This window comes from Enterococcus sp. DIV2449a, from assembly GCF_051711225.1.
Classification (GTDB): Bacteria; Bacillota; Bacilli; order Lactobacillales; family Enterococcaceae; genus Enterococcus_D; species Enterococcus_D casseliflavus.
Genome location: NZ_JBIOME010000001.1, coordinates 2,149,961 through 2,176,216, shown reverse-complemented (window position 1 = coordinate 2,176,216; position 26,256 = coordinate 2,149,961). Strand labels below are relative to the sequence as shown.

Genomic DNA, 26,256 nt, shown 5'->3' with positions numbered 1-26,256 from the left:
TGGTTTAGCCAATCGTCACTAGTTTCTTTCCTTGAACTTTATTATAGTCAGATTAACAAGAAATTTGGAAGGAGTTTTTCATCATGATTATCGAAATTGATAAATTAGTAAAACGCTATGGTGATTTTGTGGCATTGAACCATTTTGATCTGCAAGTTCAAGAAGGAGAAGTTTTAGGATTATTGGGACCAAACGGGAGCGGAAAATCCACCGCCATCAACTGTATGCTCTCTTTGTTAAATTATGACAAAGGGACCATTAAACTGTTTGGATCAATCATGACGCCGGAAAATTATGCCGTCAAGGCAATGATTGGCGTCGTTCCTCAAGATGTTGCCGTCTTTGAAGAACTTAGTGTGCAAGAAAATATCGATTACTTTTGCGGTTTATATGTTGCTGACAAACAGAAACGCCAAGCCTTGATCGAAGAAGTGATTCAATTAGTGGGATTGGAAAATTTTGTGACGTTTCACCCAGGCGAGCTCAGCGGTGGGTTGAAGCGACGATTGAATATCGCCTGCGGGATCGCTCATAAGCCGCGCTTGATCTTTTTAGATGAACCCACGGTAGCGGTCGATCCTCAAAGTCGGAACAAAATTTTGGAAAGTATCAAAGAACTGAATCGTCAAGGAGCGACGATTGTTTATACGACCCATTACATGGAAGAGGTGGAGATTCTTTGTGACCAGATCGTGATTATGGATCAAGGACAGGTGATTGCTAAAGGAACCAAGGAATCTCTAAAAGATATGGTACGGACAGCGGATCGTTTGACCATCGATATCCCTTTACTACCTGAGCCTGTATTGACAACGATTCAGCAAACCATTGCTTCTGATGGGATCGCCTATAAAAACGGTCAGCTTGAAGTAACAACGACGGAGCTGAATACAGTTTTATTACCGATTCTGACACTCTTACAAGCAGAGCATATCACTTATGGAAAAATTGCAACCAAAGAAGCCACTTTGAATGATGTCTTTTTAGAGATTACGGGCAAGGAATTGAGAGACTAAAGGAGGGAATCACAATGTTTTGGCATTTTTATAAATACCGCACAAAAGTGCTGCTGCGAAATAAATCCATGCTGTTTTGGACGTTGGCGTTTCCTATCCTCTTAGGTCTAATGTTTATGGCTGCCTTCGGGGAGATCGATCAAGCGGGCAATCTAGAAACGATCACAACGGGGATCGTAAAGACTGGAGATCAAACAGCGCTTTCGGAAAATTTTTCCACCGTCCTTGAACAAGTAAAAATCAATGAAAAACCATTATTTGAACTCGAGGAATTACAAGAGACAGAGGCAGCTGAGAAGTTGACTGCTGGTGATTTAGCTGGGTATTATTTGATTGATGATGAAACCATTTCTCTGCATGTGGGCCAAGCGGGCATGAGCCAGTCGTTGATGAAAAACGTAATGGATCAATTTTTACAACGCACAGCGATCATTGCTAGTAAAGCGGCAGAACTTGAGAGCCTTGATCTGGCGCCAATTCTATCGGCTTTTGAGCAGGAAGCGACTTTTCAAGAAGTGAATGCTGATCGTGACATGAGTTTCAAAAGTTTCTATTTCTTTACGTTGATCGGGATGGCGATCCTCTACGGGACGATGTGGGGTGTCCGCAATGTCCAGGATCAGCAAGCCAATCAATCTGCGAATGGTATTCGGCTTTCCTTGATACCAAGGAAACGGACATTGGTTTCAAGTGCGAATTTAGCGGCAAGTTTTACGATTGTGTTAGTCGAAATCTATCTTATCTTAGCCGTCTTTCGTTTTGTCTATCAAGTAGATTTCGGACAACGTTGGCAGTGGTTACTGCTGGTTGCCGCATTAGGATCATTGTGTGCGATTTTGCTAGGGACATTGATTGGGAATTTGACACCAAAAATGAATTTGGTGCAAAAGGACGGAATTTTGATTTCCGTGACGATGGCGATGAGCTTTTTTGCCGGGATGATGGGCTCGGAACAGATCAAGTATTGGCTTGATCTGCATGTGCCACTGTTGGGGCAAGTGAATCTCGTCAATTTGATCAGTGAAAGCCTGTATCAATTGTACTACTATACAGATTTGACTAGCTTTTATACCAATCTTCTATGGCTGACTGGCTTTATCGTCCTATTTGCCATCGGGAATGCTTGGATCGAAAGAGGGGTGCGCTATGACGCTTTATAAAACGATTTGGACTTTGCTTAAAGCAAATAAGTCGAACTTACTGATTGGGGTATTGATCACTGTTGTTGTCACATTCTTTTATGCACAAAGCATCGATGTCGAAAACACCTCTTTGCAAGAGGCAAAAATTGCTTTGATCAGTGAGGAGGAGTCGCCTGTCGTGGATGGTCTCCGAGCCTATTTAAAAGAAAAGCAAACCTTGGTCACGTTGGATGGCACCTCGCAAAAAGAAATTGATGATGCGCTTTATTTTAATCGTGTAAACATCGTCATGCATGTGCCAGCAGATTTCACTCATCAAGTTGAGGCAGGCAAGATGCCGACGATCGAGATTCAAAGTCGACCAGATGCCTTTTCTAAAACAGTCGTCACTCAGCAAGTGAACACTTTTTTACAAACAGTCCTTTTGTTTCAGGAGGAAGGTAAAACCGTCGCAGCGGCGATAGAACAAGCGCAATCTGCATTGGCGGTCACAGGGGATGTGAAGCTGAGTGCAGAGTATGGGCAGCGAATGAAAAAGCTATTGACTGGCATGACCTTTAACTTATTGTCTTATGGGCTCTTTCTCTCGGTATTTAGCGGGTTTGGCGTGATCAATTTGGCATTCAATCGCAAAGAAATCAGCAAGCGAAACCAGAGTGCACCACTTCCGAAGCGTGTATTGCAGCGGAAAATCCTTCTAAGTTTGATCAGCTACTCGCTACTTTTGACCTTCGGCTTTCTACTACTGATGGTGTTATTAGTGATTCGCACGTCTTGGGATACAGCAGCCTGGTACCACATTTTGAATACGTTCTTGTTTTTATTGCCAGTTATCAGCTTTTCAGCTTGTGTCACTTCCCTGGTGAAAAACTCAGAAGCGATCGGTGGGATCAGCAATATCTTCATAACAGGAAGTTGTTTTGTCGGTGGCGTCTTTGTATCCGCGAATTTCCTGCCAGATATCGTCAATAAAATTGCAGCGTTTACGCCAACCTACTGGTTTGTACAAAATAATACATTGATCAGTGAAACCCTCACTTATAATCAAGCGTTCACGGAATCCTTTTGGTTCAATGGCTTCGTATTAATTGCTTTTGCTGCCGTGTTTTCAATGCTCCAATTTATTTTGGGAAGAGAAGGAAGCCGTCGTTGGCAATACCACTCGGCGAAAAATTGATGATCGAACGTATAGAAAAACGATACAAATCAGCAGCGATTTGTATCGTTTTTTTTATGGGCACCAGAATAGTTGTGAAGCCGTGGTAAAGGTAATATCAAAGGGGCGTTGCCCCATTTCCTCGCCATCTTCTTGTCCATGTTGAGGAACGGTGGAGATGATTCTCAGCTTCGAAGTGGAAAGATGGTGAAAGTAACGTGAATTCATGTGTTTCTTTCGCATCAGTAAGCCGATCAGCCAAAAAATCTTAAAAAGCGACACACGTTCGACAAGAACGAAATCAAACTTTTTCTCTTTGACTGAAGCAGTTGGGGCAATCGCCACACCGCCGCCAAAGTAAGGATGATTGGTCGTGGTACATAAAAAAGCTTTTTTGTAACTGAACTGCTGCCCATTGCACTCAACTAAGATCGGGAAGCCTTTTTGGCGAAACAAAACCCGAATAATCGCAGCGATATAGGAAAAGGAGCCAAGATTAAACTTATTTAGATTGCTTTTTGCCACAGAGTGATTGGTGGTATAGACGATTGCCGCATCAAGACCAATACCGACATTGTTAAGGGCAATGCCATTTTCTTCTTGGATCTGCTCCTCATAACGGATAATGGTCAATTCTTGAGGTTTAGTAGTACCAGCAATTTTCCAAAATGCTTTTTCTGGTTCCCGCGGCAACTCGATACTCCGAGCAAAATCATTTCCTGAACCAGCAGGGATATAGGCAACGGGGATTTGTTGTTGTTCAAGTTGTAACTCTGATACTACTTGGTGCAACGTTCCATCACCGCCGATAACCACCAATAATGGATAAAGCATCTCGCCATTTTCTAAATAGACCTCATCCCAAGGAATGAGTCGTTCTTTTAAGAGTTTTCGTGTGATCGTTCGTTCATCACCTGGAGACTTTGTTAAATAGACTTGATGGGGGAAACGATGTTTTTTTACAATTTTTTGCACACGTTCCACCGCTTTTTTTCCTCGTCCACTGCCTGAGGCAGGGTTCACGAGGAAGTGATAATAATAGTTCATTTTATGAATAGCTCCATATCGTTTTTTCGTTCAATGCGATTAATTATAGCATGTTTCGACAGAAGGAGGGGGGACGATGCCTGAAAAAAAGAGCAAAAAAATAGATTCGACGATTGTGCTTTCTAGGTTCTCAAAGGTTCTTATGTCCACTTTGATCCTCAGGTAACGATGCCCATCGCCGAATCCTATTCAATTAGTAAGGAGTAACTCAAATTCCCACATCCTTTGTCTTTTATTCTAAGTTGACAACAATTCTTTTCTTGCAGAACCTGCTTCGTCTGCTTTACTGGGAATCCTTGCTCCTTACACTTACAGTATAGCAGGTTTTCCTATTTTAGCAATCGCTTACAATGTTTACTTTGTGCTTTTTAAAGAATTTTAAACTTTCTAAATGAAAGGTAAAGAAAAAAAGCAAAATCGATGGACAAACGATTTTGCTTTTAAAGTTTACGGCTCGAGGAGCCACGAAAGATTATTTTTTGGGATTTTTCACGAAAGTTAAAAGTAAAATTGGAATCACCAAAAATATAATCGCATTATTGATTATCAGCACATCTGAATTATTAAAATTTAATGGATTATTTTGCCAAGTTTGAATCATAAATCCCAGTAAATTATGAGTGTGAGCAATATAAAACAGAGCAGAAGTGCCTATCACATTTAAAATAATCGCGATAATGCTTAAGATTCGTACCAGTTTAATTAGTACTTTTTTCATCGCATTTCTCCTTTAATTATGGCTGCATTTCTGGTAAATTACCGAAAGCTTCTGTTAGTTTTACAGAGTCCTCCAAAATATCCATATAGATATCGTGATAGGCCCAGCCGTCACCTAAATCAGCAGCTTCAATTGCTTCTGTAGTCGTTTGTAATTCTCTCATCAAATCAGTATAATTGCGCATGATAGAGGTGTAGGCTGTTAAGTGATACGTGTCAGGATTCGCAATATAACCCTCCACTTCTGCAATCATTTCAGCGTACGTATCGGATAATTTTTCAAGTTGTACTTCTAAATCGTCAGCAGACACTTGATTCGCTTCGCTGTCAGTTTCTTCTTCAGAACTTTCACTGATGTCGGCATCAGAATCATCAGTTTCGTCTGAATCATCTATCTCTTCATCATCTTCAGATGGCGCCGTCGTGGTTTCTGTTGTTTGTTGTGAGGATTCGACAGTATCACTTTCCGCGTCTTCACTCGAGCAGCCAGCCATAAATAAGGCCGTTACCAACACAAATCCAAATAGAGTCTTTTTCATTTGTTTATCCCCTTTGTTCAAAGAAAACTATAATTTCTTTTTATAATTTTCGATGAATTAGTATTTTTGTATTGTAAAAAAAGAACGGTTACCATTCTTTCCTAATACTCTATCTATTTTACATTTAAGCACTTCTTAAATAAAGAAATATTCCGATTTTTAATCATTATTTAACAATGTATACGTGATAATGTTGTTAAATTTGAATAAATTTGCGCTTTCATCGGTGGGAGGACTTTCAAGGTAGCTGATTTTTGTTGTTTTGTAGTATTAAAACAATCATAATATATCTAACTATTTTTTTATTAATATTTCTTCCGTTTTACTTGTTAAAAAAATGCGATAGGAGTAAATTAAAGGTGTAAAAACTTATTTTAGGAGGAATTAGGATGTGTACTGCGCTAACGTATGTAACGAAGGATCATTATTTTGGCAGAAATTTTGATTACGATGTTTCTTATAAAGAAGTGGTGACCATTACTCCGAGAAATTACCAATTGAATTTTCGCAAAGTAAGTGAAATAGATCACCATTATGCGATGATCGGGATTGCTGCTGGAGTCGCTGAATACCCACTCTATTATGATGCGGTCAACGAAAAAGGCTTAGGTATCGCTGGTTTGAATTTTCCAGAAAATGCTGTATACAATGAGTTTCAAGAGGGGAAAGAAAACGTCACGCCTTTTGAATTCATCCCATGGTTACTAGGACAATGCGCTACCGTGGAAGAGGCAAAAGCCCTGTTGGCGAAGGTTAATCTGGTAAAGATCAATTTTAGTGAAGAACTACCATTATCGCCATTGCATTGGATGATTGCTGATAAAAAAAGTGCCATCGTTGTTGAGAGTATGAGTGATGGTCTTCATATTCATGAAAATCCGGTCGGGGTCTTAACGAATAATCCACCATTTGACTACCAGTTATTCAATTTGAATAACTACCGTGTGTTATCATCGAAAACACCAGAAACGCATTTTTCTGACAAGCTGGATTTTGATGAGTACAGTCGTGGAATGGGGGCCTTAGGTCTGCCAGGAGATCTTTCTTCGATGTCTCGTTTTGTCAAAGCGGCATTTACCCGATTGAATTCCGTTTCTGGAGAATCTGAATCCGAAAGCATTAGTCAGTTTTTCCATATTCTAGGTTCTGTCGAACAGCAAAAAGGACTATGTGATACTGGAAATGAAAACTATGAATACACGATTTATACTTCTTGCTGCAATACAGACAAAGGGATCTATTACTATCGTACGTATGAAAATAGTCAAATCGTTGCAGTTGATATGAATAAAGAAGATTTGGAAGGCAATGTACCGATTTCTTATCCATTAGTTGAAGACCAACAAGTATTTTTCAGTAACTGATCCATTTTTAAAACCCCATCTCAATGCCGTTTTGAGATGGGGTTCTTTTTCTGCTTTGTTTCAAACCGAATCGCTCTGACTCGGTGTTGTCTTCGTTTGTGCAGTGCGTTTATTGGGAAATGGGAAAAAGCGATTCACCAGTATGGCGATCGTCATGCCTATAAAGCTGTCAATAATCCGATTAAAGGCATACAAGTATGATTCAGTTTGAGGAATCATGAATAAAATCGTCAATAGTGTGGCACAAGCACCAACTGTTCCCTCGGAGTAATCAAATTTGACCAATAAAGCGATCATCAACATGATCACTAAAGGGATCGCAATGATTTGTATAACGGACGAATGTCCGAAAAAGTTAAATATCGCAATACAAAACACAGAAGCGATTGCACCGAAGCTGTTGCCGGCAATCCGATGTTTCCCGTATTTGACGGTGTTTTCATGGTCTTCTCGTAATGTGAAAACAGCTGTGATCGTCGATACAACATACGTTTCACGATTCAGAAGAAAACTAATCAAAATACAAAGAAATACACTAATGCCAGTTTTTACATTTCTTAAGCCAAAGGTCAATCCAAATAATTTCAATCATGCCATCCTCTCAAAACAATTTCAACGAAATAGATTATACCATATCGCAAGCACTCATATTTTAGATTTTCAGAAAAATGAACAACGATTCTTTCATCGTGCGTTGAGAGGTAAATTCTACCAGTAGTCGAAAAGCTAGTTTTATCCTATGCACTTATCAACTTTGAGTATTGAAAGGAATACAATAAGTAAACCTAACTTAAAATGAATTGATTTTCGCATTCCTCGTTTAAAGCTCCTTTCCATTTCTATGAGTGATCCTTCTTTTGATTTTTCAATCCTGTTATCATTTATATAAGTTGTTTTGATAAAAAACTACTTATTGTTTATAAAAAGTTTGTTTTTTAGATATTATATTGAGATAATCAAAAATAAGGAGGGGATAAAATGAAAAAAGTTTCTGTATTACTTGTTTTCTTACTTGGTTTTGTTGTTTTTCCAGTGACAGTTTTCGCTGCTTCTTCACCGAGCGTGAGCTATCAAACGAATGTCCAGTCTCAAGGGTGGCAATCATGGAAAACAAACGCTCAGACGTCAGGGACTACAGGAAAAGGGAAGCGACTTGAAGCAATCAAAATAAAAATTACAAACGAAAAATATAAAGGAAGTATTGAATATAAAACATCCATTCAGAAACAAGGATGGGAAAAATCTTTTAGAAAAAATGGTGCCCTATCTGGTACAAGCGGTAAGGGGCAGCGTTTGGAAGCGATCCAAATCAAACTTACCGGTGAGATCGCTAAGTATTATGATGTCTATTATCGAGTCAATGCACAACAATTTGGCTGGATGGGCTGGGCAAAAAACGGGCAGTCCTCAGGAACTTCTGGCTTTGGTTTTCAATTGGAAGCAATTCAGATCAAGCTGGTAAAAAAAGGTGGGAAAGCACCTGGAACGACGAATAATGGCTTTCGAGATGGACTGAAAAAATATGTAGATAAACGGGGCAAAGGGTTGATCAAAGGGTCAAAACAAAAGATTTATCACCTACCGGGCAGTCAATACTATAAGAAAACGACCAGTCCGATTCGTATGTTCAAGACAGAGGTGGAAGCTTACAAAGCGGGCTTTCGACCTGCTAAATAGAGAAGGACTCAGTCAATGTGTACACAATCGGGCACTTGAAACTGGTTCGATCACTATAAATAATTCCTTCCCCTCAGCGGGAAAGGAGTTTTTTATTCCATAGTATTTTTTGCTAGATATGAGGATTCACAAAGTAAGTTTACTGGCTGCCCGCTTTATAGGCTGATCCTTTTTTTAGCGAGGTGTCAGCACAAAGCTACCATCTTCATCGTTCATTCCTTCAATAAATGTAAAAATAATATTTTTACCATCTCTTTCAAGGAAGAAGTAGGACATCTCAGTTTCATATTCTGGATCTTGCATCACTAGCTGATTGTCTTCAAGGGTATAGTTGTAGGTATACTCGAATTCTTCCCAGACTACCCCATCAAAAACTACTCCAAGCTCTTCCAGTTCATCATCTTCTTCTGATTGTAGCGAGCTATTATCAGTACCAATAGTAAGATTCGTTTCACTAAATGTGGCTGTCATCACTGCATACTCACCATCATCATCATCTATCTCAATAAGCCAGTCATTTTTTTGTAAGTCTTCTTTTGTGATATTTTCATTACCATTACCATTTCCACAACCAACAGCTATGACCATCAGAAGGAGAGTTGTTAAGTTTATCGCTATTTTTTTCATTATTACACCTTTTATTCCGTTTGTTTTTGTTTATATGAGTATATTGTAACATATTTATTGCGTACCTCGTTAAAGTAAAAAAATATGATTATCCATCACGTGATTTGCGACATCGATTACAAGTGCTTCTCTCCCTTCTTTTTTTAGTTTTGCTATCTGAAAGATCAGCATGACTAGCGGTACTTTTTTATTAGTAAGCGTAGGCTTTGCAAGAGTATTTCTCATTGAGTTTGCTTTCCAAAAGTATGCTTTTATTGGAAGCCAAAAAGAAAAGCTACCCCATGAGCCGTGACTAGCTTGTGTAAGTAGAATAAAGAAGCACTGAATGAATGGCAATCGGTGAGAAACTTGACTTAGAAAAAGCTTTTAAGGTGATTTAGAAAAGGATTTGGCTGGTTTAACATTGATATATGGCTATTAATGTGTATAATAAGTACTTGTGCGAAGCGCACCGCGGTTCATCAACCATCCCGCGTAATCAAAACTCGGAGAAAGTAGGGATCAAATGGAAAAATCAACAAATCTAACCAATCAACGTTTGCGTGTCGTCGCAGCCAATGGGATCATTATGGCACTTTATGTTGCTGTAACGGTTCTGGTCGCACCAGTCGCCTCAGGAGCGATTCAATTCAGAATATCTGAAGGGTTGAATCACTTAGTCGTTTTCAACAGAAAATTGATGTGGGGTGTCGTCGGTGGGGTCGTTGTGTATAACTTGTTCTTTGGAATGGGGATCTTGGATGTCGTATTCGGCGGTTTCGGAAGCTTTTTAGCCTTAGGAGCAACTGCCTTGGTACATAAGAAGATTCCAAATGTTTTCTTAAGACTCGCATTTAATACAATTGTTTTTTCATTAAGCATGTTCCTGATTGCGATTATGCTAAACATCACCTTAGCATTACCTTTCTGGCCAACCTTTGCAACAACGGCATTGAGTGAATTTATCGTGATGACGATCACTGCACCTGTGATGTATATCACCAATCGTGCCGTTCGTTTCGATAAGCGCGTTTAAAAAAAATCTTGTTTTTTGCTTTGATGGTTCTCAAAAAACAAGAAAAAAGATCATTCCTTTCTTTTTTAGGAATGATCTTTTGTTTTATTCTGCTTTTAGGTCTTCGATCTCCACAACTTTGAAATTTTTTGCTTCCAGTTGAGAAACGATCTTGTCGCATAATTCTTTTGATGTGTTCGCTGGTAAAGTGATCATCGTACGACGGATAAATTCATCTTTACCGATATCCAGTGTGATACAGCTGGCAATACTGCTGTATTTTGCGATTATTTTTGCGATGACTGCTAAGTCGCCTTGTTGACCAGTTGATGCGATCGTCAACACATAGCTTCCTTGCTCAACACTCCATGACTGTGACAACATGTTCAACAAAGAACTGTGTGTCAAGATGCCATAAAATTGATTGTTTTCATCTAATACAGCAATATAAGGCAATTCTTTGATCGTAAAGAAAACGTTAAAGAAAGAAGAATTGACATAAATAAATTTGGTCGCATTTTTTAGTAGATAAGTGACTGGCAAAGTCATGTCGCCGCCGTTTGCTTTGTGGCGATAAATGTGCATTTTATAAATATTTCCTCTGAAAATCTTGCCTGATTCATCTAGGATAGGCACACAACGATAACCAGATTCTTCCAAAATTGCCAGCGCTTCTTCTAAAGTAGCTGTTTCTTTTACCGTTGTTAAATCGCGTTTTTTGTAAACCATTGTTTTTAATAACATAATTTTCCCTCCCAAATACCCATTTAACACCATTATCATACCACAAAATTAGAAGAAACTATATTTTTACGACAGAAAATCAAAAATTGACACATTCTTAAATAAATGGTATTTTTAGTGTTGGAAAACTTTATAAAAAGGGGGAGGACACTAAGATGGCAACAAAAAAAGCTGCTTTGGCTTGTTCTGTCTGCGGATCCCGCAACTATTCAAAATCAGTCAGTGAAGGTAAAAAAGGCGAACGCCTTGAAATCAACAAATTTTGCAAGTATTGTAATCAATATACGTTGCATCGTGAAACGAAGTAAGGAGGGAATCAAATGAAATTTTTGAAAAATGTTGTTGAAGAAATGAAAAACGTTTCTTGGCCATCGAAAAAGCAATTACGTAAAGATACCTTTGTGGTGATTCAAACAACCATTATTTTTGCATTGATGTTCTTTGTGATGGACACACTGATTCAAACAGTCTTCAATTGGATCCTAAAGTAAGACTTCTTACTGATAGCGCTAGTCATTTATCGCAAATCATGCTATAATCGCTTTGAGGAAAAACTTCGGTGCAGCTGAGGTTTTTTTATTTTACAAAAAGATGGGGAGTCCGAAAAAAATGGAATCTTTTGAAAAAAATTGGTATGTACTGCATACGTATTCTGGCTATGAAAACAAAGTAAAAGCGAACCTAGAGTCACGTGCACAAAGCATGGGTATGGGTGATTATATTTTCCGTGTCGTCGTTCCCGAAGAAGTAGAAACAGAAGAAAAAAACGGCAAAACCAAAGAAATCGTTCATAAAACATTTCCTGGCTATGTATTAGTTGAAATGGTCATGACGGATGAATCTTGGTACGTTGTACGTAATACTCCTGGGGTAACAGGTTTCGTTGGTTCCCATGGTGCAGGAAGCAAGCCAGCGCCTTTATTACAAGAAGAAATCAATTCAATTTTACGTTCGATCGGTATGAGCACTCGGACAGTTGAACTGGAAGTAGAAATTGGCGAAACCGTCAAAATCATCGAAGGTGCGTTTTCTGGTCTAGAAGGACAAGTAGCAGAAATCGATGAAGAAAAACAAAAACTAAAAGTGAACATCGATATGTTCGGTCGTGAAACGAGTACAGAACTTGATTTTGAGCAAGTAGATAAGATTTAACTACTGGATTCACTAGCAAGAATGACTCTTTTACGGTAAAATAACAGTAATGAGAATAAAGTGGACCAATTCGTTGGCCCACTTTTTTTCTCAAAATCAGTAAGCGCTTTATAAGAGGAAGGGGTCCTATGTCAAAACTAGTCACTTTTTTTAGAGTAAAGTTTCACAATGATTTTCATCCCCATGGTAAAGGGATGATCTCTGTACATAATGGATATAGCTTGTTATTTCTTTTCAATTTGCTGCTATTTTTCTTTGCTATGTTGTTTTTTGATCCAATGGTGGCAATCGAAGAGCTCAAGTTGATTTTGTTTTCGGAAAGTCATTTAGTCACCGATTATATTGCCATGACCTCGGTAGGGACGGCTTTGTTAAATAGCAGTCTGATGACCTTTGTAGCGATCTCGATTTGCTATCACTATCGGGTACCGATCACGGGCGGTGCAGTCTCTGCGATCTTCATGGTGACTGGCTATGGCTTTTTTGGAAAAAATCTCCTGAATTTTATCCCAATATTTTTAGGCGTCCGCCTGTATTCGTATTTTATGAACGAACCACTGAAAAAATTTCTGTTGATCGCCCTCTATGGGTCATCGGTTTCCCCAATCGTCAGCTATTTTGCTTTCAATGATTCCTTACCACCATACTTTAGTCTAGTGATGGGGTATGGCATTGGGATCTTCACCGGTTTTTTGATGGTTCCTATGGCCTTATACTTTCAAGCGCTGTTTCAAAGCGTCAGTCTATACAGTGCGGGATTTACTTCAGGGATGCTATGTACACTGGTCGCTGCCATCTGCCGAATGTTTGGCCTAACGATCGAGCTGCGAACAATGGTGTCACAAGAACAGCAACCGCGTTTGATTTTCATGATGCTGGTTTTAGGAAGTATGCTCGTAGGCTATGGTTCGCTGATGGCGATCAAGAAAAAACGATTGAATATGCGAGCGATTTGGTCGCATAGTGGCAAAATCGAACGCGATATTTTACGTGATACCGGCGTCTACAATACCATGATCAATATGGGGTTAATGACATTCTTACTAGTGGCTTACGTTGTCAGTATTGGTGCGGTTTTAAATGGACCTGTCATCGGTGCGATCTTTTGTGTCATCGGCTTTTCTGCTTGTGGCTCTCATGTCTTTAACTCACTCCCTTTATTGGCAGGAGTGACGATCGCCAACCTATTGAGTGTGTATACTATCAACGAGACGGTCACAGTCACATCAGCGATTTTTGGGATGATGCTCTGTGCAGTAACGAATGCCTATGGCTGGAAAGGGGGCTTGGTGGTTGGCTTTGTGCACGCCTCTATGGTACTGAATATTGATTTCTTACATGGTGGCTTGAACTTGTATAACAACGGTTTTTCTGGCGGGTTAGTCGCCATGATGATCATTCCCTTGTTGGATCTCAGCAAACAGCTCTGGCAAAAATCAGCCGATCAGGCACAAGCTACCCAGGAAGAAAAACCACAAATGGACTTGAAAGCACAAGAAAGCGAGCAGCCATTGGTCACGTTGGATCAAACAGAAGGGAAACCTAAATTTTCCGAGCCTGTGAAGGTATTAAAACCCGTTGCCCCAAAGAAACACTATAGGGTCGGCGAGTGGGAGTAGAAAAACCGCCAATGTCATTTGTTACTTGTTTAACAAACGGGGGTTACTTGTCTTTTCGTCGCTGGAAATTATGGGAAAATGAAAACCAACCAAAAACAAGCAACGATTGGTTGTTCTTGGTTGGTTTTTATTCGTGTTCGTTTCTAAAAAAATCAACGATTGGCTTCTAAGATTTCTGCCTGCAAGCGTTGAGCAGTCGGTGTCATGGCTAGACCGCCTTCAGCCGTTTCCTTGAAAATGCTAGGCATTTGGCGACCGACTTGATACATCGCTAAGACCACTTCATCAGGTGGGATAACACTTTCGATTCCTGCCAGTGCCATGTCGGCAGAGATAAAGGCTTGGGAAGATCCCAGGGCATTGCGCTTCACGCATGGGACTTCGACTAAGCCCGCGACAGGGTCACAAATCAAGCCCATCATATTTTTGAGGGTGATCGCCACCGCTTGAGCCGCTTGGTGAGGGGTGCCACCTTTTGCACAAACCAAAGCCGCCGCAGCCATTGCGCTAGCAGAACCGATCTCCGCTTGACAACCGCCTTCGGCACCGGAAATCGAGGCATTGTTGGCAATCACCAGACCAAAGGCGCCGGCTGTAAACAAAAAGTCGACTTGTTGCGCTCGAGTCAGTGCCAAACGTTCACGCACGGCCATCAATACACCAGAAACAACACCCGCACTACCGGCAGTCGGAGTGGCGCAAATCAAGCCCATTTTCGCGTTGACTTCATTGACTGCAATGGCATTTTGGACCGCTTGTAGAATGGTTTCTCCGCTTAAAAAATCACCGGCAGCAAGGTAGTCGTTCATCCGTGTCGCATCGCCACCGGTCAATCCCGTCACCGATTTAACACCAGAGACACCTTCAGCGACTGATTGTTCCATAACAACTAAATTCTTTTCCATGATTGCAAGGATCTGTTCGCGACTTCGGCCAGTATTTTCTGCTTCGATCGCAATCATCATCTCTGCAACGGAAGGATAATTTTTACTCTCTGTTACTAATTCTTCTATTGTATAGAACATGTGCCTTTTCTCCTTTAATCAAAATACGCAGCGCTGTAAACGTGTGGCAAAACTTTGATTTGTTGCGCCAGCTGATCATTGCGCTGATCGACTTCGATGATCATGATTGCTTTATCACCGACAGCTTCTCTTGTAACGGTCATCGTACCGATATTGATTTGAGCCTCTGATAGTAAATTGGTTACTTTCGCAATCATTCCTGGAACATCTTGATGGACGATCACATAAGTTGGCGTACCCAGCGTCAGAGAAATTTTGAAGCCGTTAAGCTCTGAGATTTGAATATTACCACCACCAATCGAGATACCAGTGACGGATAGTCTGTGGCTACCTTTTGTCAAAATCATCTTGACCATATTTGGATGTTCCGCTTTTTCTTTTTTAGGAACGAATAGGACTTCGATCCCTTTCTCATAAGCGATTTTTAAAGAGTCTGCTAGGCGAGCGTCATCTGGCTCCATGCCTAAGAGACCGCCAACTAACGCAATATCGGTTCCATGACCGCGATAGGTTTTGGCAAACGATTCATACAACAGGATATCTACACTGTCTGGCTGTTCGCCAAAAATACTGCGAACGATTTTTCCAATCCGGGCAGCACCGGCTGTATGAGAACTGCTGGGACCCACCATGATGGGTCCGATTATATCAAATACACTGCGGTATTTTAATTGTTCCATTTTTTTCACCTCGATAGTAGTAAACGAATAGGGAAGAATTCCAGTAGTAGTGTAGCATAAAAAATGAGAGAATGAAAAAAGCAGACCAAAAGCAAGGGATTTTTATTTATTTTTTTAGCGAAGGAATAACGAAAAGCGCTGGTGAGTATTTTTTCGAAAAAAACAGCTGAAAAACCTTGAATTATTCCTTAAAGATGCTATAATATTCCAGTGTGCTTTCGTCACACGTTTTTTGTGTGTGCACATGAATCACCAAAGTGGGAGGAGAAATTTGGATCTCCAATTAACCACATCACGGACTCAAGGAGGTATGTCTCGTGGCAAAAAAAGTAGAAAAAATCGTTAAATTGCAAATTCCTGCAGGTAAAGCAACACCAGCTCCGCCGGTAGGTCCTGCGCTAGGTCAAGCGGGTATCAACATCATGGGATTCACTAAAGAATTCAATGCTCGTACAGCTGATCAAGCAGGTTTGATCATTCCAGTAGTGATCTCTGTATACGAAGACCGCTCATTTACTTTCGTTACAAAAACACCACCAGCAGCAGTATTGTTGAAAAAAGCAGCAAACGTTGAAAAAGGTTCAGGCGAACCAAACAAAACAAAAGTTGCAAAAGTTTCACGCGATCAAGTAAAAGAAATCGCTGAATTGAAAATGGAAGACCTAAACGCAGCTGACGTTGAAGCAGCAATGCGCATGGTTGAAGGAACTGCACGAAGCATGGGGATCACTGTAGAATAATTACAGCCCTAAGGAAGTAGCTTCTCAGTCGGCTTCATATTGAAAAATATGGGACACGTGGGAGGTTCTACCGTTATAACCACATCAAGGAGGAAACAAAATGGCTAAAAAAAGCAAAAAAATGCAAGAAGCATTGAAAAAAGTTGATGCTACAAAAGCTTATTCAGTTGAAGAAGCAGTAGCTTTGGCAAAAGAAACAAATATTGCAAAATTCGACGCAACGGTTGAAGTTGCTTACAAATTAAACGTAGACCCTAAAAAAGCGGATCAACAAATCCGTGGCGCGGTTGTATTACCAAACGGTACTGGTAAAACACAAACAGTTTTAGTTTTTGCTAAAGGCGATAAAGCCAAAGAAGCAGAAGCAGCTGGTGCTGATTTCGTTGGTGACGACGATATGGTTCAAAAAATCCAAGGTGGCTGGTTCGACTTTGACGTTGTTGTTGCAACGCCTGACATGATGGCTACTGTTGGTAAATTAGGTCGTGTATTAGGCCCTAAAGGTTTGATGCCTAACCCTAAAACTGGTACAGTAACAATGGACGTAACAAAAGCAGTTAACGAAGTAAAAGCTGGTAAAGTTACTTACCGTGTTGACAAAGCTGGAAACATCCACGTACCAATCGGAAAAGTTTCTTTTGAAGATGACAAATTGATCGAAAACTTCAAAACGATCCATGAAACATTGTTGAAAGCTAAACCTTCAGCAGCAAAAGGTCAATACATGAAAAATATCTCAGTTACAACAACATTTGGACCTGGGATCCATGTAGAACAAGCTTCTTTCTAATTTATTACAAAAATTTAAAACTTTTATTGACTTGACTGCCTTATCTATGGTAAGGTAGTCAAGGTTAAAAGTTTAACTGTACCGAAGACAGTAGGTGGCATTTGCCTTAATTTCCTACCGAGGACGTTTATTGAGAACCTTCAATAGTCCCTCTATGTCTACGGTGGCATAGAGTTTTTTATTGTCTTTTTTTAAGACAAAGGAACCGTTCGTTTCGAAGAAACTCTTCCATCAAAATCAGGAGGTGAAATATAAATGAGTGAAGCAGCTATCGCTAAAAAATCCGCGATCGTTGATGAAGTGAGTGAAAAATTCTCTGCAGCCGCATCTGTAGTCGTTGTTGACTACCGTGGACTAACTGTTGATGAAGTAACTCGCTTACGTAAACAGTTGCGTGATGCAAACGTTGAGATGAAAGTTATCAAAAACTCAATTCTTTCTCGTGCTGCTGAAAAAGCTGGTCTAGAAGGTTTAGGTGAAGTATTCACTGGTCCTACTGCCGTAGCATTCAGTAACGAAGACGTTGTTGCACCTGCAAAAATCATTAACGATTTCGCAAAAGACGCAAAAGCTTTAGAAATCAAAGGCGGTATCATCGAAGGCAAAGTTTCTTCATTGGAAGAAATTACTGCATTGGCGAAATTGCCAAACCGCGAAGGACTTCTTTCTATGTTGCTATCTGTGCTACAAGCACCTATCCGCAACGTGGCTTACGCTGTCAAAGCAGTGGCAGAAAAAGAAGAAGATGCAGCATAATTGCCGCATGATTTTTCAGTATTAAAAAACTAAACTACTTACTTAAATGGAGGAAAACAAAATGGCATTGAACATTGAAAACATTGTCGAAGAGCTAAAAGGCGCGACAATCTTAGAATTAAACGATTTAATTAAAGCTATCGAAGAAGAATTTGGCGTATCTGCTGCAGCTCCTGTAGCTGTAGCTGGTGGAGCTGGCGATGCTGGTGCTGCTGAAGAACAAACTGAATTCACTGTAGAATTGACTGCAGCTGGCGATCAAAAAGTTAAAGTTATCAAAGCAGTTCGTGAAGCAACTGGCTTAGGTTTGAAAGAAGCGAAAGCAGTCGTTGACGGAGCTCCTTCAGCAGTTAAAGAAGGTATCTCTAAAGACGAAGCTGAAGCATTGAAAGCAGCTTTAGAAGAAGTTGGCGCTTCAGTAACAGTTAAATAATTTTTCTTAGTGTCAAATCCATTCGTATGAAGGGGTTTGGCGCTTTTTTTAATAAATGAAATCCCTGCAAAAGGAATAAGCAGCGATCCCCGTTTCTTACTAGCGAGGATCACTGCTTATTTTTTTCTAAATTGTTGGAATAAGAACACAAAAATAAAAAAGAAAAATGCTTCCCACAATGTTGTGGTCCAGCTAAAACTGCGGTTGATACCAAAAACGAGATTACCGATATTGGAAACCACCAAATACAATGCTGTTGCTAGCAAAGAATAGCCGAGTCGTTTGCCCATCATTACGCCTCCCTTTGCTATGATTGTAACAAGTCAAAAGAGTTGTGGCAATCAATTCTAATGTAGTGATGATAAATTGATCGATAGAAAGAGAAAAACCGAACGATCACAACGGATCGTTCAGCTGAAGAGGATATACACGGTTCGCTTAACCCAATGGGACGTCAAAGATCCAACCAGTTGGTGCGGCAATGTCTCCGAATTGAATGCCGGTCAATTGGTCATACAATGCTTTGGTTTGTGGACCAACTTCCGTTTCGCTATAGAACACATGGAAATCCTCACCGTTTTGGATCCCGCCGATCGGAGAAATAACAGCAGCTGTTCCGCAGGCACCCGCTTCGACAAAACGATCCAGCTCATTGAGATAAACATCACCTTCAACCGGGGTCAATCCTAATGAATGTTGCGCTAGATGCAGCAATGAATATTTTGTGATACTTGGCAAAATAGAAGGAGATTTTGGTGTCACAAATTCATTGTCAGCCGTGATCCCGAAAAAGTTGGCAGAACCGACTTCTTCGATTTTGGTATGTGTTTCTGGATCAAGATAGATGCAGTCGGAAAATTTCCGTTGATGGGCTTCGTATCCAGGCAATAAACTCGCCGCATAATTTCCGCCGACTTTGGCTGCACCAGTACCATTTGGTGCCGCGCGATCATAATCAGAAACAATGAAATTGGTCGGTGTCAATCCGCCCTTAAAGTAAGGTCCGACAGGCATACAAAAAACCGTAAAAATGTACTCTGGTGCTGGACTGACACCGATGTTTTCTCCGACGCCAATCAATAGCGGACGAATATACAAGGTGGCGCCGCTGCCATAAGGCGGAACATATTCCTGATTTGCTTTTACAACTTGTTTTACCGCATCTAAGAAGAAGTCCTTAGGAACCTCTGGCATGCGCAGACGATAGGCACTGCGGTTCATCCGTTTGCTATTTTCGTCTGGACGGAATAAATTGATGCCGCCATCTTTTCTTCGGTAGGCTTTTAGTCCTTCAAAACATTGCTGTCCATAATGAAGAGCGGTTGAGCCCTCGTGGATATGCAGATAATTATCCTCGGTAAGTTTGCCTTCATTCCAAGAACCGTCTTTCCATGTTGCCAAAAAACGCCATGGCGTTTTGATATAAGAAAACCCTAAATTTGACCAATCGATTGTCATTCGTTCACACCCTTTTTTAATTTTTCTAAGTATAGCACTTCAGAAAAGAAATGTCATTATTTTCTGAAAATTCTTCTGTAAGAATATTTGGTGACATTAACGTGTAAAGAAAGGGGAAGTGATCTTTGCTTGTACGAGTTCCCCAGTTTGTTTTTCTACAAGTTCTGTGCTTCAATGAGAGTATAAAAAAACAAAAAAGGGGGAACGTTTGTGATTGAGGAAGTGTTGACGGACAGTCAGGGGATCGCTGCTGCGTATCGACGATTGAAACCAATCATGATCCATACACCACTTGCACCAAGTAATATTTTAGGCAAAGAAAAAGAGGGCACGATATTTTTGAAATTAGAAAATCTACAGCGTACCGGCTCCTTTAAAGCGCGGGGGGCGTATAACAAGCTCGCTTCATTGACTGATGCAGAAAAACTTCGCGGTGTCATCGCCTGTTCTGCAGGAAATCATGCGCAAGGTGTTGCTCTCGCAGGATCGTTACTGGGGATCAATGTCCGAATCTTTATGCCATTAACGGCTGCTAAAACAAAAATAGAGGCGACAAGAAGCTATGGCGCACAAGTCGTTTTAGCAGGAGAGACGTTTGATGAAACCAAGCAACTGACAGTAGACGCCATGAAAGACAGTGGCGAAGTTTTTGTCTCTCCCTTTGATGATCGGGCAGTAATGGAGGGGCAAGGAACGATTGCGATCGAACTGTTGGAGGATCTTCCAGATGTTGATAATGTCATTATTCCCATCGGCGGTGGTGGGTTGATCGCTGGGATGGCTTTAGCCTTAAAAGAACTTCGTCCAGAAGTCAAAATCATCGGCGTTCAATCCTATGGCGTTTATGGTATGATCGCCTCGATCTGGCAGCAAAAGCTGGTAGCCAATCGCCGCAGTAGAACGATCGCCGATGGCTGTGATGTTGCTTTAGCAGGGGAGCTGACCTATGATGTTTTAAAGACCCGTATCGATGAAACGGTCTTAGTTGAAGAATCCGACATCGAACAAGCGATCCATTACTTGGCTTTGAAGGAAAAAGTCATTGCAGAAGGTGCTGGTGCATTAAGTACAGCGGCGATTTTAAGCGGACAAATCGATCATTTACTTCGAGGAAAGAAAACTGTGGCATTGGTCTCCGGCGGCAATATTGATTTCTCTGTGTTTAAGGAAATGATTTGAATAAAAAGCATACTCAAGTAAAATCGATGAGGTACATTTGAAATTATCAAAAGGATCTCTATATCTTTACCGGCGATAGGGTCAAAATCATTGTGACGATAGCTAAAGGATCTTGTCGATTCATGGTATGAATAGCAGCAAAAAAAAGAGTTCCCGTTTGAAGGAACTCTTTTTTACATTCAAAAGAACTATTTAACGATTAGAAACTGCGTCCGCCGCCGCCGAAAGTACCGCCGCCAGAAGAGTGGGTCGTACTGCCGCCTCCGCCGCCAGAAAAACCGCCACCACCGCCGCCTCCGCCATTATTCGAAGGACGGGGGATGCGTCTGGTTGTGACAAAGGAGTTGACTAAGCGATCTTCTTTTTGGGTCAGATCAATACTTGATTTTTCTAGATAGTTAAATTTGTAGCCGCCCATTTTTAATTGGTAACGGGATTTAACAATGATGAAAAAGGCGATACTGATCACTGCTGCGATTGCTAAGCAAATAGCAATTTCTAGTGGCGTCATCACTTTGTAATAAGTAATTTTTCCAGTATCACGATCGATACGATAGTGATCGGCAGGAACACCTGCTTCCACAAAACCAGCTGCTTTTTGCAGATAGACCAATGCCGCTTGGTAATAATTTCCCTCTGCCATCTGGTCAAATACCGCATCAAGAAGATTGTCTAGACGTGAATCGGTGAGGTAATCGATCATATTTCCAGAAGTCGAAACGTGAAATTTACGTTGCGACATATCGATCACCAAAGCGGATCCATTGTTGTCGTTGCCGATCCGTCTTGAAAGATATCGATTAGTATACAACTCGATATCTCCCGTGTTGCTGTTCGTTGTTTGAATAAACACTTCGCCTTTGATTTTCGCATTCAGCGCTTCTGCTTCTTCATTCAACTTCTGGATTTCTTGTTCGGTAAAAAGTCCAGCGTGGTCTGCGACTGTCTCTTCGGCTGCGAAGGCGGGCAGGGTGGTGAAGAAAAAGCCAACCAGCAGAAGCAACAAATAGGATAGTTTTTTCATAAGAAATACGCTCCAATCAATGCGAGGATGGTCGTTGCCGCGAAAATTGCGCCACTGACGATTCCCAAGCGTTTGTAACTGATTGGTAAAACACCGCTAACTTTTCCTGTTTGCCCATTCATCGCATAATAAAAGGCACTCTTGCTTTCATCATCGGCTCGATAGGTCACTAGCCATACAGGAAGCAAAACGTAATTGTTTTCTTCTTTTGTTAGATTGATGGATCGATTGTTGCGTTTAAAACTAGTATAGCCATTGACGGTACCTGCTAACAGGTTTTCAGCATACCCCGATAATTCGTTTTTGACTTCGTCGGAAAGATCAATGTATTCAATGTCTCTTTTTTCTGCTTGGAAGCCGGCTAAATACTGACTGCGAAAATTAACAGCTTTTTCAAGGGGAAACGGCTGAACGCCAGTTACCATTTTTTGTTGGACGTTTTTTGACAGCGCATGCTTGAGCAATTCATTCACCTTGATTTTTCCTCGTCGCAAGACATCGTATTGTTTGTGTTCAGTATATTCAATATCACCAACGCGCCAAATACGCAAGGAGGTACCCATTCCTGAAAGGGAGCCGTTCATCTCGGCATCGACGACCCAATAAGGGAAGTATACGCCAGTCAATTTCTCTACTTGTGCTTGGTCGAAGAAATCCCGTGGGACGAATTTTTTCTTTTGCGCCCATTCTAAAAACTTTTGCGTTGCTTCTTCTTTTTCGATCGCAAAGGGAAGGACTTTGTTTGGCAAAAATTCTCCCGAAAGCCGTCCAGATAAAACGACCGGGTTATGGCAAAAGTAGCAATAGGTTGCAGCTGTAGTCGCATCCGTCACGATTTCAGCACCGCAGCTGGGGCAGGTGAAAAGGTCCATCTGTCCCGCTTGTGCATTGGCTTGTTGCTGCACTTCTTCTTCAAGGCTCGGCTCCGTCACTGAGGCAGCCGTGGCATCTACAGAAGAATCAGCGGCCATTTGCGCTTCTTTTTGCTTTTCTTCAAAGGCAGTGACTTCGTCTTCAGTAAAAATACTCAGACAAAATGGACAATGAAATTTTTGATCGCCAGGATCAAAGGTTAAAGCGCCCCCGCAATTGGGGCACTTATGTGTGATAACATCCATCAGCAATCCTCCTCAATTAGTCTACTGGGACACCTTTGAAAGGTTTGCCGCAATTCGGACAGAATTTTGGAATGCCGTTGGCTAAATCGATCACTTCACCACAATCGCTGCATTTCATTTTCAGACTTGGTCAATCGCTCGTTGGTTTAGGCGTGCCGCAATTGCTGCAGAATTTACCAGTATTAGATGTGCCGCATTGTGGGCAGTCCCAATGATCTGCGTTGCTTTGTGCAGGTGCTTGTTGCTGCTGCATCTGCTGTTGGTTGTTTTGTGACGCTTGGTTCAAATAACCGCCACCAGCGTTCATCCCCATGCCCATGCCAACAAACCCAGTCGTAGCGCCAGCGGCATTGCTACCGGCAGATTCCATACCACGAGCTACCGAACCTTGAACATAGCCTTCACGAATCGAAGGGTCACCTAACATTGCCCCTTGGTTCCGCATGTTGATCAATTTTACGGAATCATCCGTATAAGAGATGCTTGCGACGGCAACCGAAACGATTTCCATTCCTCGGAGTTCTCGCCAGCTGTCATCAAGAACTGTTCCCATATATTTGCTTAATTCCATGCTCTTAGATGGAACGTAAGAAATTCGTTCGCCATCAGCGGACATTTTGTTGATCGCTGTTTGTAGGGCGGTCAAAAATTCAGCTAAGTACTGCTCGTTGATGTCGTTGATATCGACTTGACTTTTGTTTTTTGGGATCGCATTCGTATAGAACAAAATTGGATCGGTAATTCGTAAGGAATAGTTTCCGTGCGCCCGCAAGAAAAGTTCTGCGTTGTAAAAGTTGTCAAAATAATTCAAAGGCGAGGAAGTACCGAAGCGAATCCCTTTGATTTCTTGTAGATTGATATAAAAAACTTGTTGTTTTTGCGGTGTAACGCCACCAAACTTAAAGCGGTCAAACGTTTCAGAAATCGCATCTTTCAATGAACCGTTTAACATTGAAGGCGCTAATTCGTTTTTCACTGTATAGTAGCCTTCTTCGGCGGTATAATCGATGATTCGCCCGCCATCAACCAATAACATCATCATATTCGGATAGACATGGATCACTGAGCCATCAGTGATGACATCTTCTGTGCCTTTTCTGTTGGAACCGCGTTTGTCATTACGCCGCACTTTGACACCTTTTGTCATTACTGTCGAATCGCTCATATTGTCAGGCTCGATCACCTCTAGCCATTGATCTGCTAATCCGCCGCCAATTGCGCTTGTTGCCGCTTTGATAATACCCATTTTCAGTCCTCCTTTAAATTGTTTTCATCACAATAGATGAACATAGATTCATTATACCATAGGAGGTGAGATTTACGTTATCAGTCTAAAGTTGGAGAGGAGTTTTTCGCAAAATCCATCAATAAACGGTTCGTTCGCAGGTGGATTTGAATAAAAGAGACAAATTGGAGATTGCGGATTAAATTTCCATTTCTTTTGAGATTCCCCCACGCAAACGGTGGTTTTTTTTGCTGATATTACGTATAATAGAAGGTAGCGAATTTTGAAATGAGTGTGGAAAACTATGGCTTATCAAGCATTATATCGTGTTTGGCGTTCTCAGCGTTTTGATGATGTTGTCGGACAAAAAGCAATTACCCAAACCTTAAAAAATGCAATCGATCAAAACCAGATCTCGCATGCCTATTTATTTACGGGTCCTCGAGGAACCGGGAAAACAAGTGCAGCGAAAATTTTTGCCAAAGCCATCAATTGTCCGAACCAGGTCAACGGTGAGCCTTGCAATGAGTGCGATATGTGTCGCTCAATCACAGCAGGGACGCAAGAAGACGTGATCGAAATCGATGCGGCAAGCAACAACGGTGTAGAAGAAATTCGCTTTATTCGTGATCGTGCGAACTATGCACCGACCCAAGCTGAATACAAAGTTTATATCATTGATGAAGTGCACATGCTGTCAACAGGCGCATTCAACGCTTTACTAAAAACATTGGAAGAACCACGGAAAAATGTTGTCTTTATTTTGGCAACAACAGAGCCCCATAAGATTCCAGCAACGATCATTTCTCGAACCCAACGTTTTGATTTCAAACGGATCAATACGCAAGATATCGTGGGTCATTTAGAAACGGTCCTTACTACTAGTGAGATCAATTACGAAGCAGAAGCTTTACAGATCATTGCGCGAGCCGCAGAAGGCGGTATGCGGGATGCCTTGAGTATCACCGACCAGGCGATCGCTTTTAGTGATGGAACCGTAACGACCCAAGATGCTCTTGAAGTGACGGGCAGCTTGTCCTATGAAATGATGGACCGTCTGATGCAAGCTTGCGGGGAAAAAGAAGTTGCCGATGCGTTAGCGACCTTGCGGGAGTTATTAGCCTCTGGTAAAGAAGCCCGACGTTTATTGGAAAACTTGTTGGTTTATTGTCGAGACTTGCTGATGTATCAACAAGCGCCGCAGCTGCTATCTGAAAAGTCGCTGCAATTGACTGAAGCGTTTCAAACACTGGCAAAAAATACCCCGCCAGCAAAAATCTATCACTGGATCACGGTCTTAAACGATACGCAAAATGAAGTACGATTTACGAACAATCCTACGATCTATCTGGAAGTGGCTGTGGTCAAATTAGCCAATGATCCAGAAAGTGCTGCTGTTGCTAGCAATTCAGCTGATAATAGTCAAGAAGTGGCGCAGTTACGGCAAGCATTGCAAAAACTTCAGGCAGAGGTGCAACGACTGCAGGAGAATCGACCGGCAGGTGCCGTTGCGGAAACCACTGCGCCAGTGAAGAAAGCCAAGGCGACCACTACGTTCCGTTTACCAAAGGAACGCGTGTTCCAAGTACTGAAAAGTGCAACGAAGAAAGACTTGGCAAACGTTCGCAATGTTTGGGACGATCTTTTGATGTCTCTTTCCGTGACGCAAAGAGCGATGCTGCATTCCAGTGAAGCAAAAGCTGCCAGCGAATCGGGCGTCGTGATCGCTTTTGACTATGAGATCTTATGCCAGCGAGCAAGTAACGACCAAGAGTTTCAATTGATGATCCATAATCAATTGTCTCGCATGATCAAAGACTACGCCCCACAGGCTGTCTTTATCACAAAAGAAAGTTGGCCAGCACTACGGCAAGAGTTTTTGGCCGGCGGTCAAGCAACGGCAGATTCGGAAATTGAAGTAGACCAAGAAGAGACCGAAGCCGCTCCTGTCGAACCTGAAAATGACGACTTAGTAACAAAAGCGCAAGAGTTATTTGGTGAATTAACCAGCATTGAAGAAAATTAATGAAAATG

The 26,256-nt window shown here is 41.3% G+C and carries 28 protein-coding genes, 1 pseudogene and 1 other annotated feature; of the genes and pseudogenes, 16 read left to right on the top strand and 13 right to left on the bottom strand.

Annotated elements, in window-relative coordinates:
* The first annotated feature begins 83 nt into the window (after window positions 1-83).
* Genes IGI76_RS10215 through IGI76_RS10205 form a run of 3 tightly spaced genes read left to right on the top strand, consistent with a single transcriptional unit; the run spans window position 84 to window position 3,335 of the window.
* A complete protein-coding gene (locus IGI76_RS10215) occupies window positions 84-1,016 on the top strand; it encodes an ABC transporter ATP-binding protein (protein WP_015509966.1) in 933 nt (310 codons plus the stop codon).
* A gap of 14 nt (window positions 1,017-1,030) precedes the next feature.
* Window positions 1,031-2,176 carry an ABC transporter permease gene (locus tag IGI76_RS10210; RefSeq protein ID WP_231435424.1) on the top strand — a complete coding sequence of 382 codons (1,146 nt, stop codon included), beginning with the start codon at window positions 1,031-1,033 and terminating at the stop codon, window positions 2,174-2,176.
* Entirely contained in the window at window positions 2,163-3,335 is a 1,173-nt protein-coding gene (locus IGI76_RS10205; RefSeq protein WP_231435426.1) for an ABC transporter permease, read from the top strand. Before IGI76_RS10210 ends, IGI76_RS10205 begins: the two co-directional genes overlap by 14 nt.
* A gap of 54 nt (window positions 3,336-3,389) precedes the next feature.
* Here IGI76_RS10205 and IGI76_RS10200 read toward each other — a convergent pair whose 3' ends face one another.
* From IGI76_RS10200 to IGI76_RS10190, 3 genes are all read right to left on the bottom strand, one after another.
* On the bottom strand, window positions 3,390-4,361 hold the full coding sequence (locus IGI76_RS10200) for a diacylglycerol/lipid kinase family protein (RefSeq protein ID WP_153883785.1): 972 nt from the start codon (window positions 4,359-4,361) through the stop codon (window positions 3,390-3,392).
* Between the two features lie 472 nt (window positions 4,362-4,833).
* Complete coding sequence (locus tag IGI76_RS10195; RefSeq protein ID WP_074932921.1) at window positions 4,834-5,079, bottom strand: spermidine/putrescine ABC transporter permease; 246 nt, start codon at window positions 5,077-5,079, stop codon at window positions 4,834-4,836.
* 16 nt (window positions 5,080-5,095) lie between these two features.
* Complete coding sequence (locus tag IGI76_RS10190; RefSeq protein ID WP_153883784.1) at window positions 5,096-5,617, bottom strand: hypothetical protein; 522 nt, start codon at window positions 5,615-5,617, stop codon at window positions 5,096-5,098.
* A 389-nt stretch (window positions 5,618-6,006) separates the two neighbouring features.
* Here IGI76_RS10190 and bsh point away from each other — a divergent pair, with 389 nt between their 5' ends.
* Window positions 6,007-6,981 carry a choloylglycine hydrolase gene (gene bsh / locus IGI76_RS10185; RefSeq protein ID WP_153883783.1) on the top strand — a complete coding sequence of 325 codons (975 nt, stop codon included), beginning with the start codon at window positions 6,007-6,009 and terminating at the stop codon, window positions 6,979-6,981.
* A 60-nt stretch (window positions 6,982-7,041) separates the two neighbouring features.
* Here bsh and IGI76_RS10180 read toward each other — a convergent pair whose 3' ends face one another.
* The gene (locus IGI76_RS10180) at window positions 7,042-7,569 is read right to left on the bottom strand and encodes an FUSC family protein (protein WP_034858419.1); all 528 of its coding nucleotides are present in this window, start codon (window positions 7,567-7,569) and stop codon (window positions 7,042-7,044) included.
* A 390-nt stretch (window positions 7,570-7,959) separates the two neighbouring features.
* Here IGI76_RS10180 and IGI76_RS10175 point away from each other — a divergent pair, with 390 nt between their 5' ends.
* Window positions 7,960-8,658, top strand: a complete 699-nt coding sequence (locus IGI76_RS10175; protein WP_118215482.1) for a sunset domain-containing protein — start codon at window positions 7,960-7,962, stop codon at window positions 8,656-8,658.
* A 174-nt stretch (window positions 8,659-8,832) separates the two neighbouring features.
* On the opposite strand, the gene IGI76_RS10170 is transcribed toward IGI76_RS10175, so the two are convergent.
* A complete protein-coding gene (locus IGI76_RS10170; RefSeq protein WP_128489384.1) occupies window positions 8,833-9,285 on the bottom strand; it encodes a hypothetical protein in 453 nt (150 codons plus the stop codon).
* Window positions 9,286-9,790: 505 nt separating this feature from the next.
* Between IGI76_RS10170 and IGI76_RS10165 the strand changes: the two genes are divergently transcribed.
* Entirely contained in the window at window positions 9,791-10,300 is a 510-nt protein-coding gene (locus IGI76_RS10165; RefSeq protein ID WP_231435430.1) for a QueT transporter family protein, read from the top strand.
* 84 nt (window positions 10,301-10,384) lie between these two features.
* On the opposite strand, the gene cbpA is transcribed toward IGI76_RS10165, so the two are convergent.
* A complete protein-coding gene (gene cbpA, locus IGI76_RS10160) occupies window positions 10,385-11,023 on the bottom strand; it encodes a cyclic di-AMP binding protein CbpA (protein ID WP_005229762.1) in 639 nt (212 codons plus the stop codon).
* A gap of 155 nt (window positions 11,024-11,178) precedes the next feature.
* On the opposite strand from cbpA, the gene rpmG reads away from it, so the two are divergent.
* From rpmG to IGI76_RS10140, 4 genes are all read left to right on the top strand, one after another.
* The gene (gene rpmG / locus IGI76_RS10155) at window positions 11,179-11,331 is read left to right on the top strand and encodes a 50S ribosomal protein L33 (protein ID WP_005229764.1); all 153 of its coding nucleotides are present in this window, start codon (window positions 11,179-11,181) and stop codon (window positions 11,329-11,331) included.
* 12 nt (window positions 11,332-11,343) lie between these two features.
* The gene (gene secE, locus IGI76_RS10150) at window positions 11,344-11,514 is read left to right on the top strand and encodes a preprotein translocase subunit SecE (RefSeq protein WP_005229766.1); all 171 of its coding nucleotides are present in this window, start codon (window positions 11,344-11,346) and stop codon (window positions 11,512-11,514) included.
* A gap of 118 nt (window positions 11,515-11,632) precedes the next feature.
* Window positions 11,633-12,175 carry a transcription termination/antitermination protein NusG gene (gene nusG, locus IGI76_RS10145; protein WP_005229769.1) on the top strand — a complete coding sequence of 181 codons (543 nt, stop codon included), beginning with the start codon at window positions 11,633-11,635 and terminating at the stop codon, window positions 12,173-12,175.
* A gap of 128 nt (window positions 12,176-12,303) precedes the next feature.
* The gene (locus tag IGI76_RS10140) at window positions 12,304-13,794 is read left to right on the top strand and encodes a DUF1576 domain-containing protein (RefSeq protein ID WP_311902331.1); all 1,491 of its coding nucleotides are present in this window, start codon (window positions 12,304-12,306) and stop codon (window positions 13,792-13,794) included.
* Between the two features lie 152 nt (window positions 13,795-13,946).
* Here the strand turns inward: IGI76_RS10140 and sdaAA are convergent, their stop codons facing one another.
* Window positions 13,947-14,819, bottom strand: coding sequence for an L-serine ammonia-lyase, iron-sulfur-dependent, subunit alpha (sdaAA, locus tag IGI76_RS10135; protein ID WP_081118463.1), 873 nt, complete (start codon window positions 14,817-14,819; stop codon window positions 13,947-13,949).
* A 14-nt stretch (window positions 14,820-14,833) separates the two neighbouring features.
* Window positions 14,834-15,499: an L-serine ammonia-lyase, iron-sulfur-dependent subunit beta gene (sdaAB, locus tag IGI76_RS10130; RefSeq protein ID WP_201705083.1), complete on the bottom strand. Its 666-nt coding sequence runs from the start codon at window positions 15,497-15,499 to the stop codon at window positions 14,834-14,836.
* Between the two features lie 317 nt (window positions 15,500-15,816).
* On the opposite strand from sdaAB, the gene rplK reads away from it, so the two are divergent.
* From rplK to rplL, 4 genes are all read left to right on the top strand, one after another.
* Window positions 15,817-16,239 (top strand): 50S ribosomal protein L11, encoded by a 423-nt coding sequence (gene rplK, locus IGI76_RS10125; protein WP_005229787.1) that lies wholly within the window; start codon window positions 15,817-15,819, stop codon window positions 16,237-16,239.
* A 100-nt stretch (window positions 16,240-16,339) separates the two neighbouring features.
* On the top strand, window positions 16,340-17,029 hold the full coding sequence (rplA, locus tag IGI76_RS10120) for a 50S ribosomal protein L1 (protein WP_005229790.1): 690 nt from the start codon (window positions 16,340-16,342) through the stop codon (window positions 17,027-17,029).
* 63 nt (window positions 17,030-17,092) lie between these two features.
* Window positions 17,093-17,219 (top strand) — a sequence feature (ribosomal protein L10 leader region).
* Window positions 17,220-17,284: 65 nt separating this feature from the next.
* The gene (gene rplJ / locus IGI76_RS10115; protein WP_016610861.1) at window positions 17,285-17,785 is read left to right on the top strand and encodes a 50S ribosomal protein L10; all 501 of its coding nucleotides are present in this window, start codon (window positions 17,285-17,287) and stop codon (window positions 17,783-17,785) included.
* A gap of 61 nt (window positions 17,786-17,846) precedes the next feature.
* Window positions 17,847-18,218, top strand: coding sequence for a 50S ribosomal protein L7/L12 (rplL, locus tag IGI76_RS10110; RefSeq protein WP_003127081.1), 372 nt, complete (start codon window positions 17,847-17,849; stop codon window positions 18,216-18,218).
* Window positions 18,219-18,334: 116 nt separating this feature from the next.
* On the opposite strand, the gene IGI76_RS10105 is transcribed toward rplL, so the two are convergent.
* Together IGI76_RS10105 and IGI76_RS10100 are read right to left on the bottom strand one after the other, a co-directional pair.
* On the bottom strand, window positions 18,335-18,508 hold the full coding sequence (locus tag IGI76_RS10105; RefSeq protein WP_005231922.1) for a hypothetical protein: 174 nt from the start codon (window positions 18,506-18,508) through the stop codon (window positions 18,335-18,337).
* A gap of 148 nt (window positions 18,509-18,656) precedes the next feature.
* Complete coding sequence (locus tag IGI76_RS10100; protein ID WP_311902337.1) at window positions 18,657-19,676, bottom strand: branched-chain amino acid aminotransferase; 1,020 nt, start codon at window positions 19,674-19,676, stop codon at window positions 18,657-18,659.
* Window positions 19,677-19,886: 210 nt separating this feature from the next.
* Here IGI76_RS10100 and IGI76_RS10095 point away from each other — a divergent pair, with 210 nt between their 5' ends.
* The gene (locus IGI76_RS10095; RefSeq protein ID WP_175496481.1) at window positions 19,887-20,855 is read left to right on the top strand and encodes a pyridoxal-phosphate dependent enzyme; all 969 of its coding nucleotides are present in this window, start codon (window positions 19,887-19,889) and stop codon (window positions 20,853-20,855) included.
* A gap of 199 nt (window positions 20,856-21,054) precedes the next feature.
* Here IGI76_RS10095 and IGI76_RS10090 read toward each other — a convergent pair whose 3' ends face one another.
* The 3 genes and pseudogenes from IGI76_RS10090 to IGI76_RS10080 all read right to left on the bottom strand — a co-directional run bounded on the left by IGI76_RS10090 (window position 21,055) and on the right by IGI76_RS10080 (window position 24,243).
* The gene (locus IGI76_RS10090; RefSeq protein ID WP_121261039.1) at window positions 21,055-21,879 is read right to left on the bottom strand and encodes a TPM domain-containing protein; all 825 of its coding nucleotides are present in this window, start codon (window positions 21,877-21,879) and stop codon (window positions 21,055-21,057) included.
* A complete protein-coding gene (locus IGI76_RS10085) occupies window positions 21,876-22,997 on the bottom strand; it encodes a TFIIB-type zinc ribbon-containing protein (RefSeq protein ID WP_311902342.1) in 1,122 nt (373 codons plus the stop codon). Before IGI76_RS10085 ends, IGI76_RS10090 begins: the two co-directional genes overlap by 4 nt.
* A gap of 16 nt (window positions 22,998-23,013) precedes the next feature.
* Window positions 23,014-24,243, bottom strand: a pseudogene (locus tag IGI76_RS10080) (SPFH domain-containing protein).
* A 283-nt stretch (window positions 24,244-24,526) separates the two neighbouring features.
* Between IGI76_RS10080 and dnaX the strand changes: the two are divergent.
* Window positions 24,527-26,248 carry a DNA polymerase III subunit gamma/tau gene (dnaX, locus tag IGI76_RS10075; protein ID WP_015509951.1) on the top strand — a complete coding sequence of 574 codons (1,722 nt, stop codon included), beginning with the start codon at window positions 24,527-24,529 and terminating at the stop codon, window positions 26,246-26,248.
* The last annotated feature ends 8 nt before the right edge of the window (window positions 26,249-26,256 follow it).

Coding starts and splice junctions, on each gene's coding strand:
- IGI76_RS10215 (WP_015509966.1), top strand. CDS start 84: ATGATTATCGAAATTGATAAATTAGTAAAACGCTATGGTGATTTTGTG.
- IGI76_RS10210 (WP_231435424.1), top strand. CDS start 1,031: ATGTTTTGGCATTTTTATAAATACCGCACAAAAGTGCTGCTGCGAAAT.
- IGI76_RS10205 (WP_231435426.1), top strand. CDS start 2,163: ATGACGCTTTATAAAACGATTTGGACTTTGCTTAAAGCAAATAAGTCG.
- IGI76_RS10200 (WP_153883785.1), bottom strand. CDS start 4,361: ATGAACTATTATTATCACTTCCTCGTGAACCCTGCCTCAGGCAGTGGA.
- IGI76_RS10195 (WP_074932921.1), bottom strand. CDS start 5,079: ATGAAAAAAGTACTAATTAAACTGGTACGAATCTTAAGCATTATCGCG.
- IGI76_RS10190 (WP_153883784.1), bottom strand. CDS start 5,617: ATGAAAAAGACTCTATTTGGATTTGTGTTGGTAACGGCCTTATTTATG.
- bsh (WP_153883783.1), top strand. CDS start 6,007: ATGTGTACTGCGCTAACGTATGTAACGAAGGATCATTATTTTGGCAGA.
- IGI76_RS10175 (WP_118215482.1), top strand. CDS start 7,960: ATGAAAAAAGTTTCTGTATTACTTGTTTTCTTACTTGGTTTTGTTGTT.
- IGI76_RS10170 (WP_128489384.1), bottom strand. CDS start 9,285: ATGAAAAAAATAGCGATAAACTTAACAACTCTCCTTCTGATGGTCATA.
- IGI76_RS10165 (WP_231435430.1), top strand. CDS start 9,791: ATGGAAAAATCAACAAATCTAACCAATCAACGTTTGCGTGTCGTCGCA.
- cbpA (WP_005229762.1), bottom strand. CDS start 11,023: ATGTTATTAAAAACAATGGTTTACAAAAAACGCGATTTAACAACGGTA.
- rpmG (WP_005229764.1), top strand. CDS start 11,179: ATGGCAACAAAAAAAGCTGCTTTGGCTTGTTCTGTCTGCGGATCCCGC.
- secE (WP_005229766.1), top strand. CDS start 11,344: ATGAAATTTTTGAAAAATGTTGTTGAAGAAATGAAAAACGTTTCTTGG.
- nusG (WP_005229769.1), top strand. CDS start 11,633: ATGGAATCTTTTGAAAAAAATTGGTATGTACTGCATACGTATTCTGGC.
- IGI76_RS10140 (WP_311902331.1), top strand. CDS start 12,304: ATGTCAAAACTAGTCACTTTTTTTAGAGTAAAGTTTCACAATGATTTT.
- sdaAA (WP_081118463.1), bottom strand. CDS start 14,819: ATGTTCTATACAATAGAAGAATTAGTAACAGAGAGTAAAAATTATCCT.
- sdaAB (WP_201705083.1), bottom strand. CDS start 15,499: ATGGAACAATTAAAATACCGCAGTGTATTTGATATAATCGGACCCATC.
- rplA (WP_005229790.1), top strand. CDS start 16,340: ATGGCTAAAAAAAGCAAAAAAATGCAAGAAGCATTGAAAAAAGTTGAT.
- rplJ (WP_016610861.1), top strand. CDS start 17,285: ATGAGTGAAGCAGCTATCGCTAAAAAATCCGCGATCGTTGATGAAGTG.
- rplL (WP_003127081.1), top strand. CDS start 17,847: ATGGCATTGAACATTGAAAACATTGTCGAAGAGCTAAAAGGCGCGACA.
- IGI76_RS10105 (WP_005231922.1), bottom strand. CDS start 18,508: ATGGGCAAACGACTCGGCTATTCTTTGCTAGCAACAGCATTGTATTTG.
- IGI76_RS10100 (WP_311902337.1), bottom strand. CDS start 19,676: ATGACAATCGATTGGTCAAATTTAGGGTTTTCTTATATCAAAACGCCA.
- IGI76_RS10090 (WP_121261039.1), bottom strand. CDS start 21,879: ATGAAAAAACTATCCTATTTGTTGCTTCTGCTGGTTGGCTTTTTCTTC.
- IGI76_RS10085 (WP_311902342.1), bottom strand. CDS start 22,997: ATGGATGTTATCACACATAAGTGCCCCAATTGCGGGGGCGCTTTAACC.
- dnaX (WP_015509951.1), top strand. CDS start 24,527: ATGGCTTATCAAGCATTATATCGTGTTTGGCGTTCTCAGCGTTTTGAT.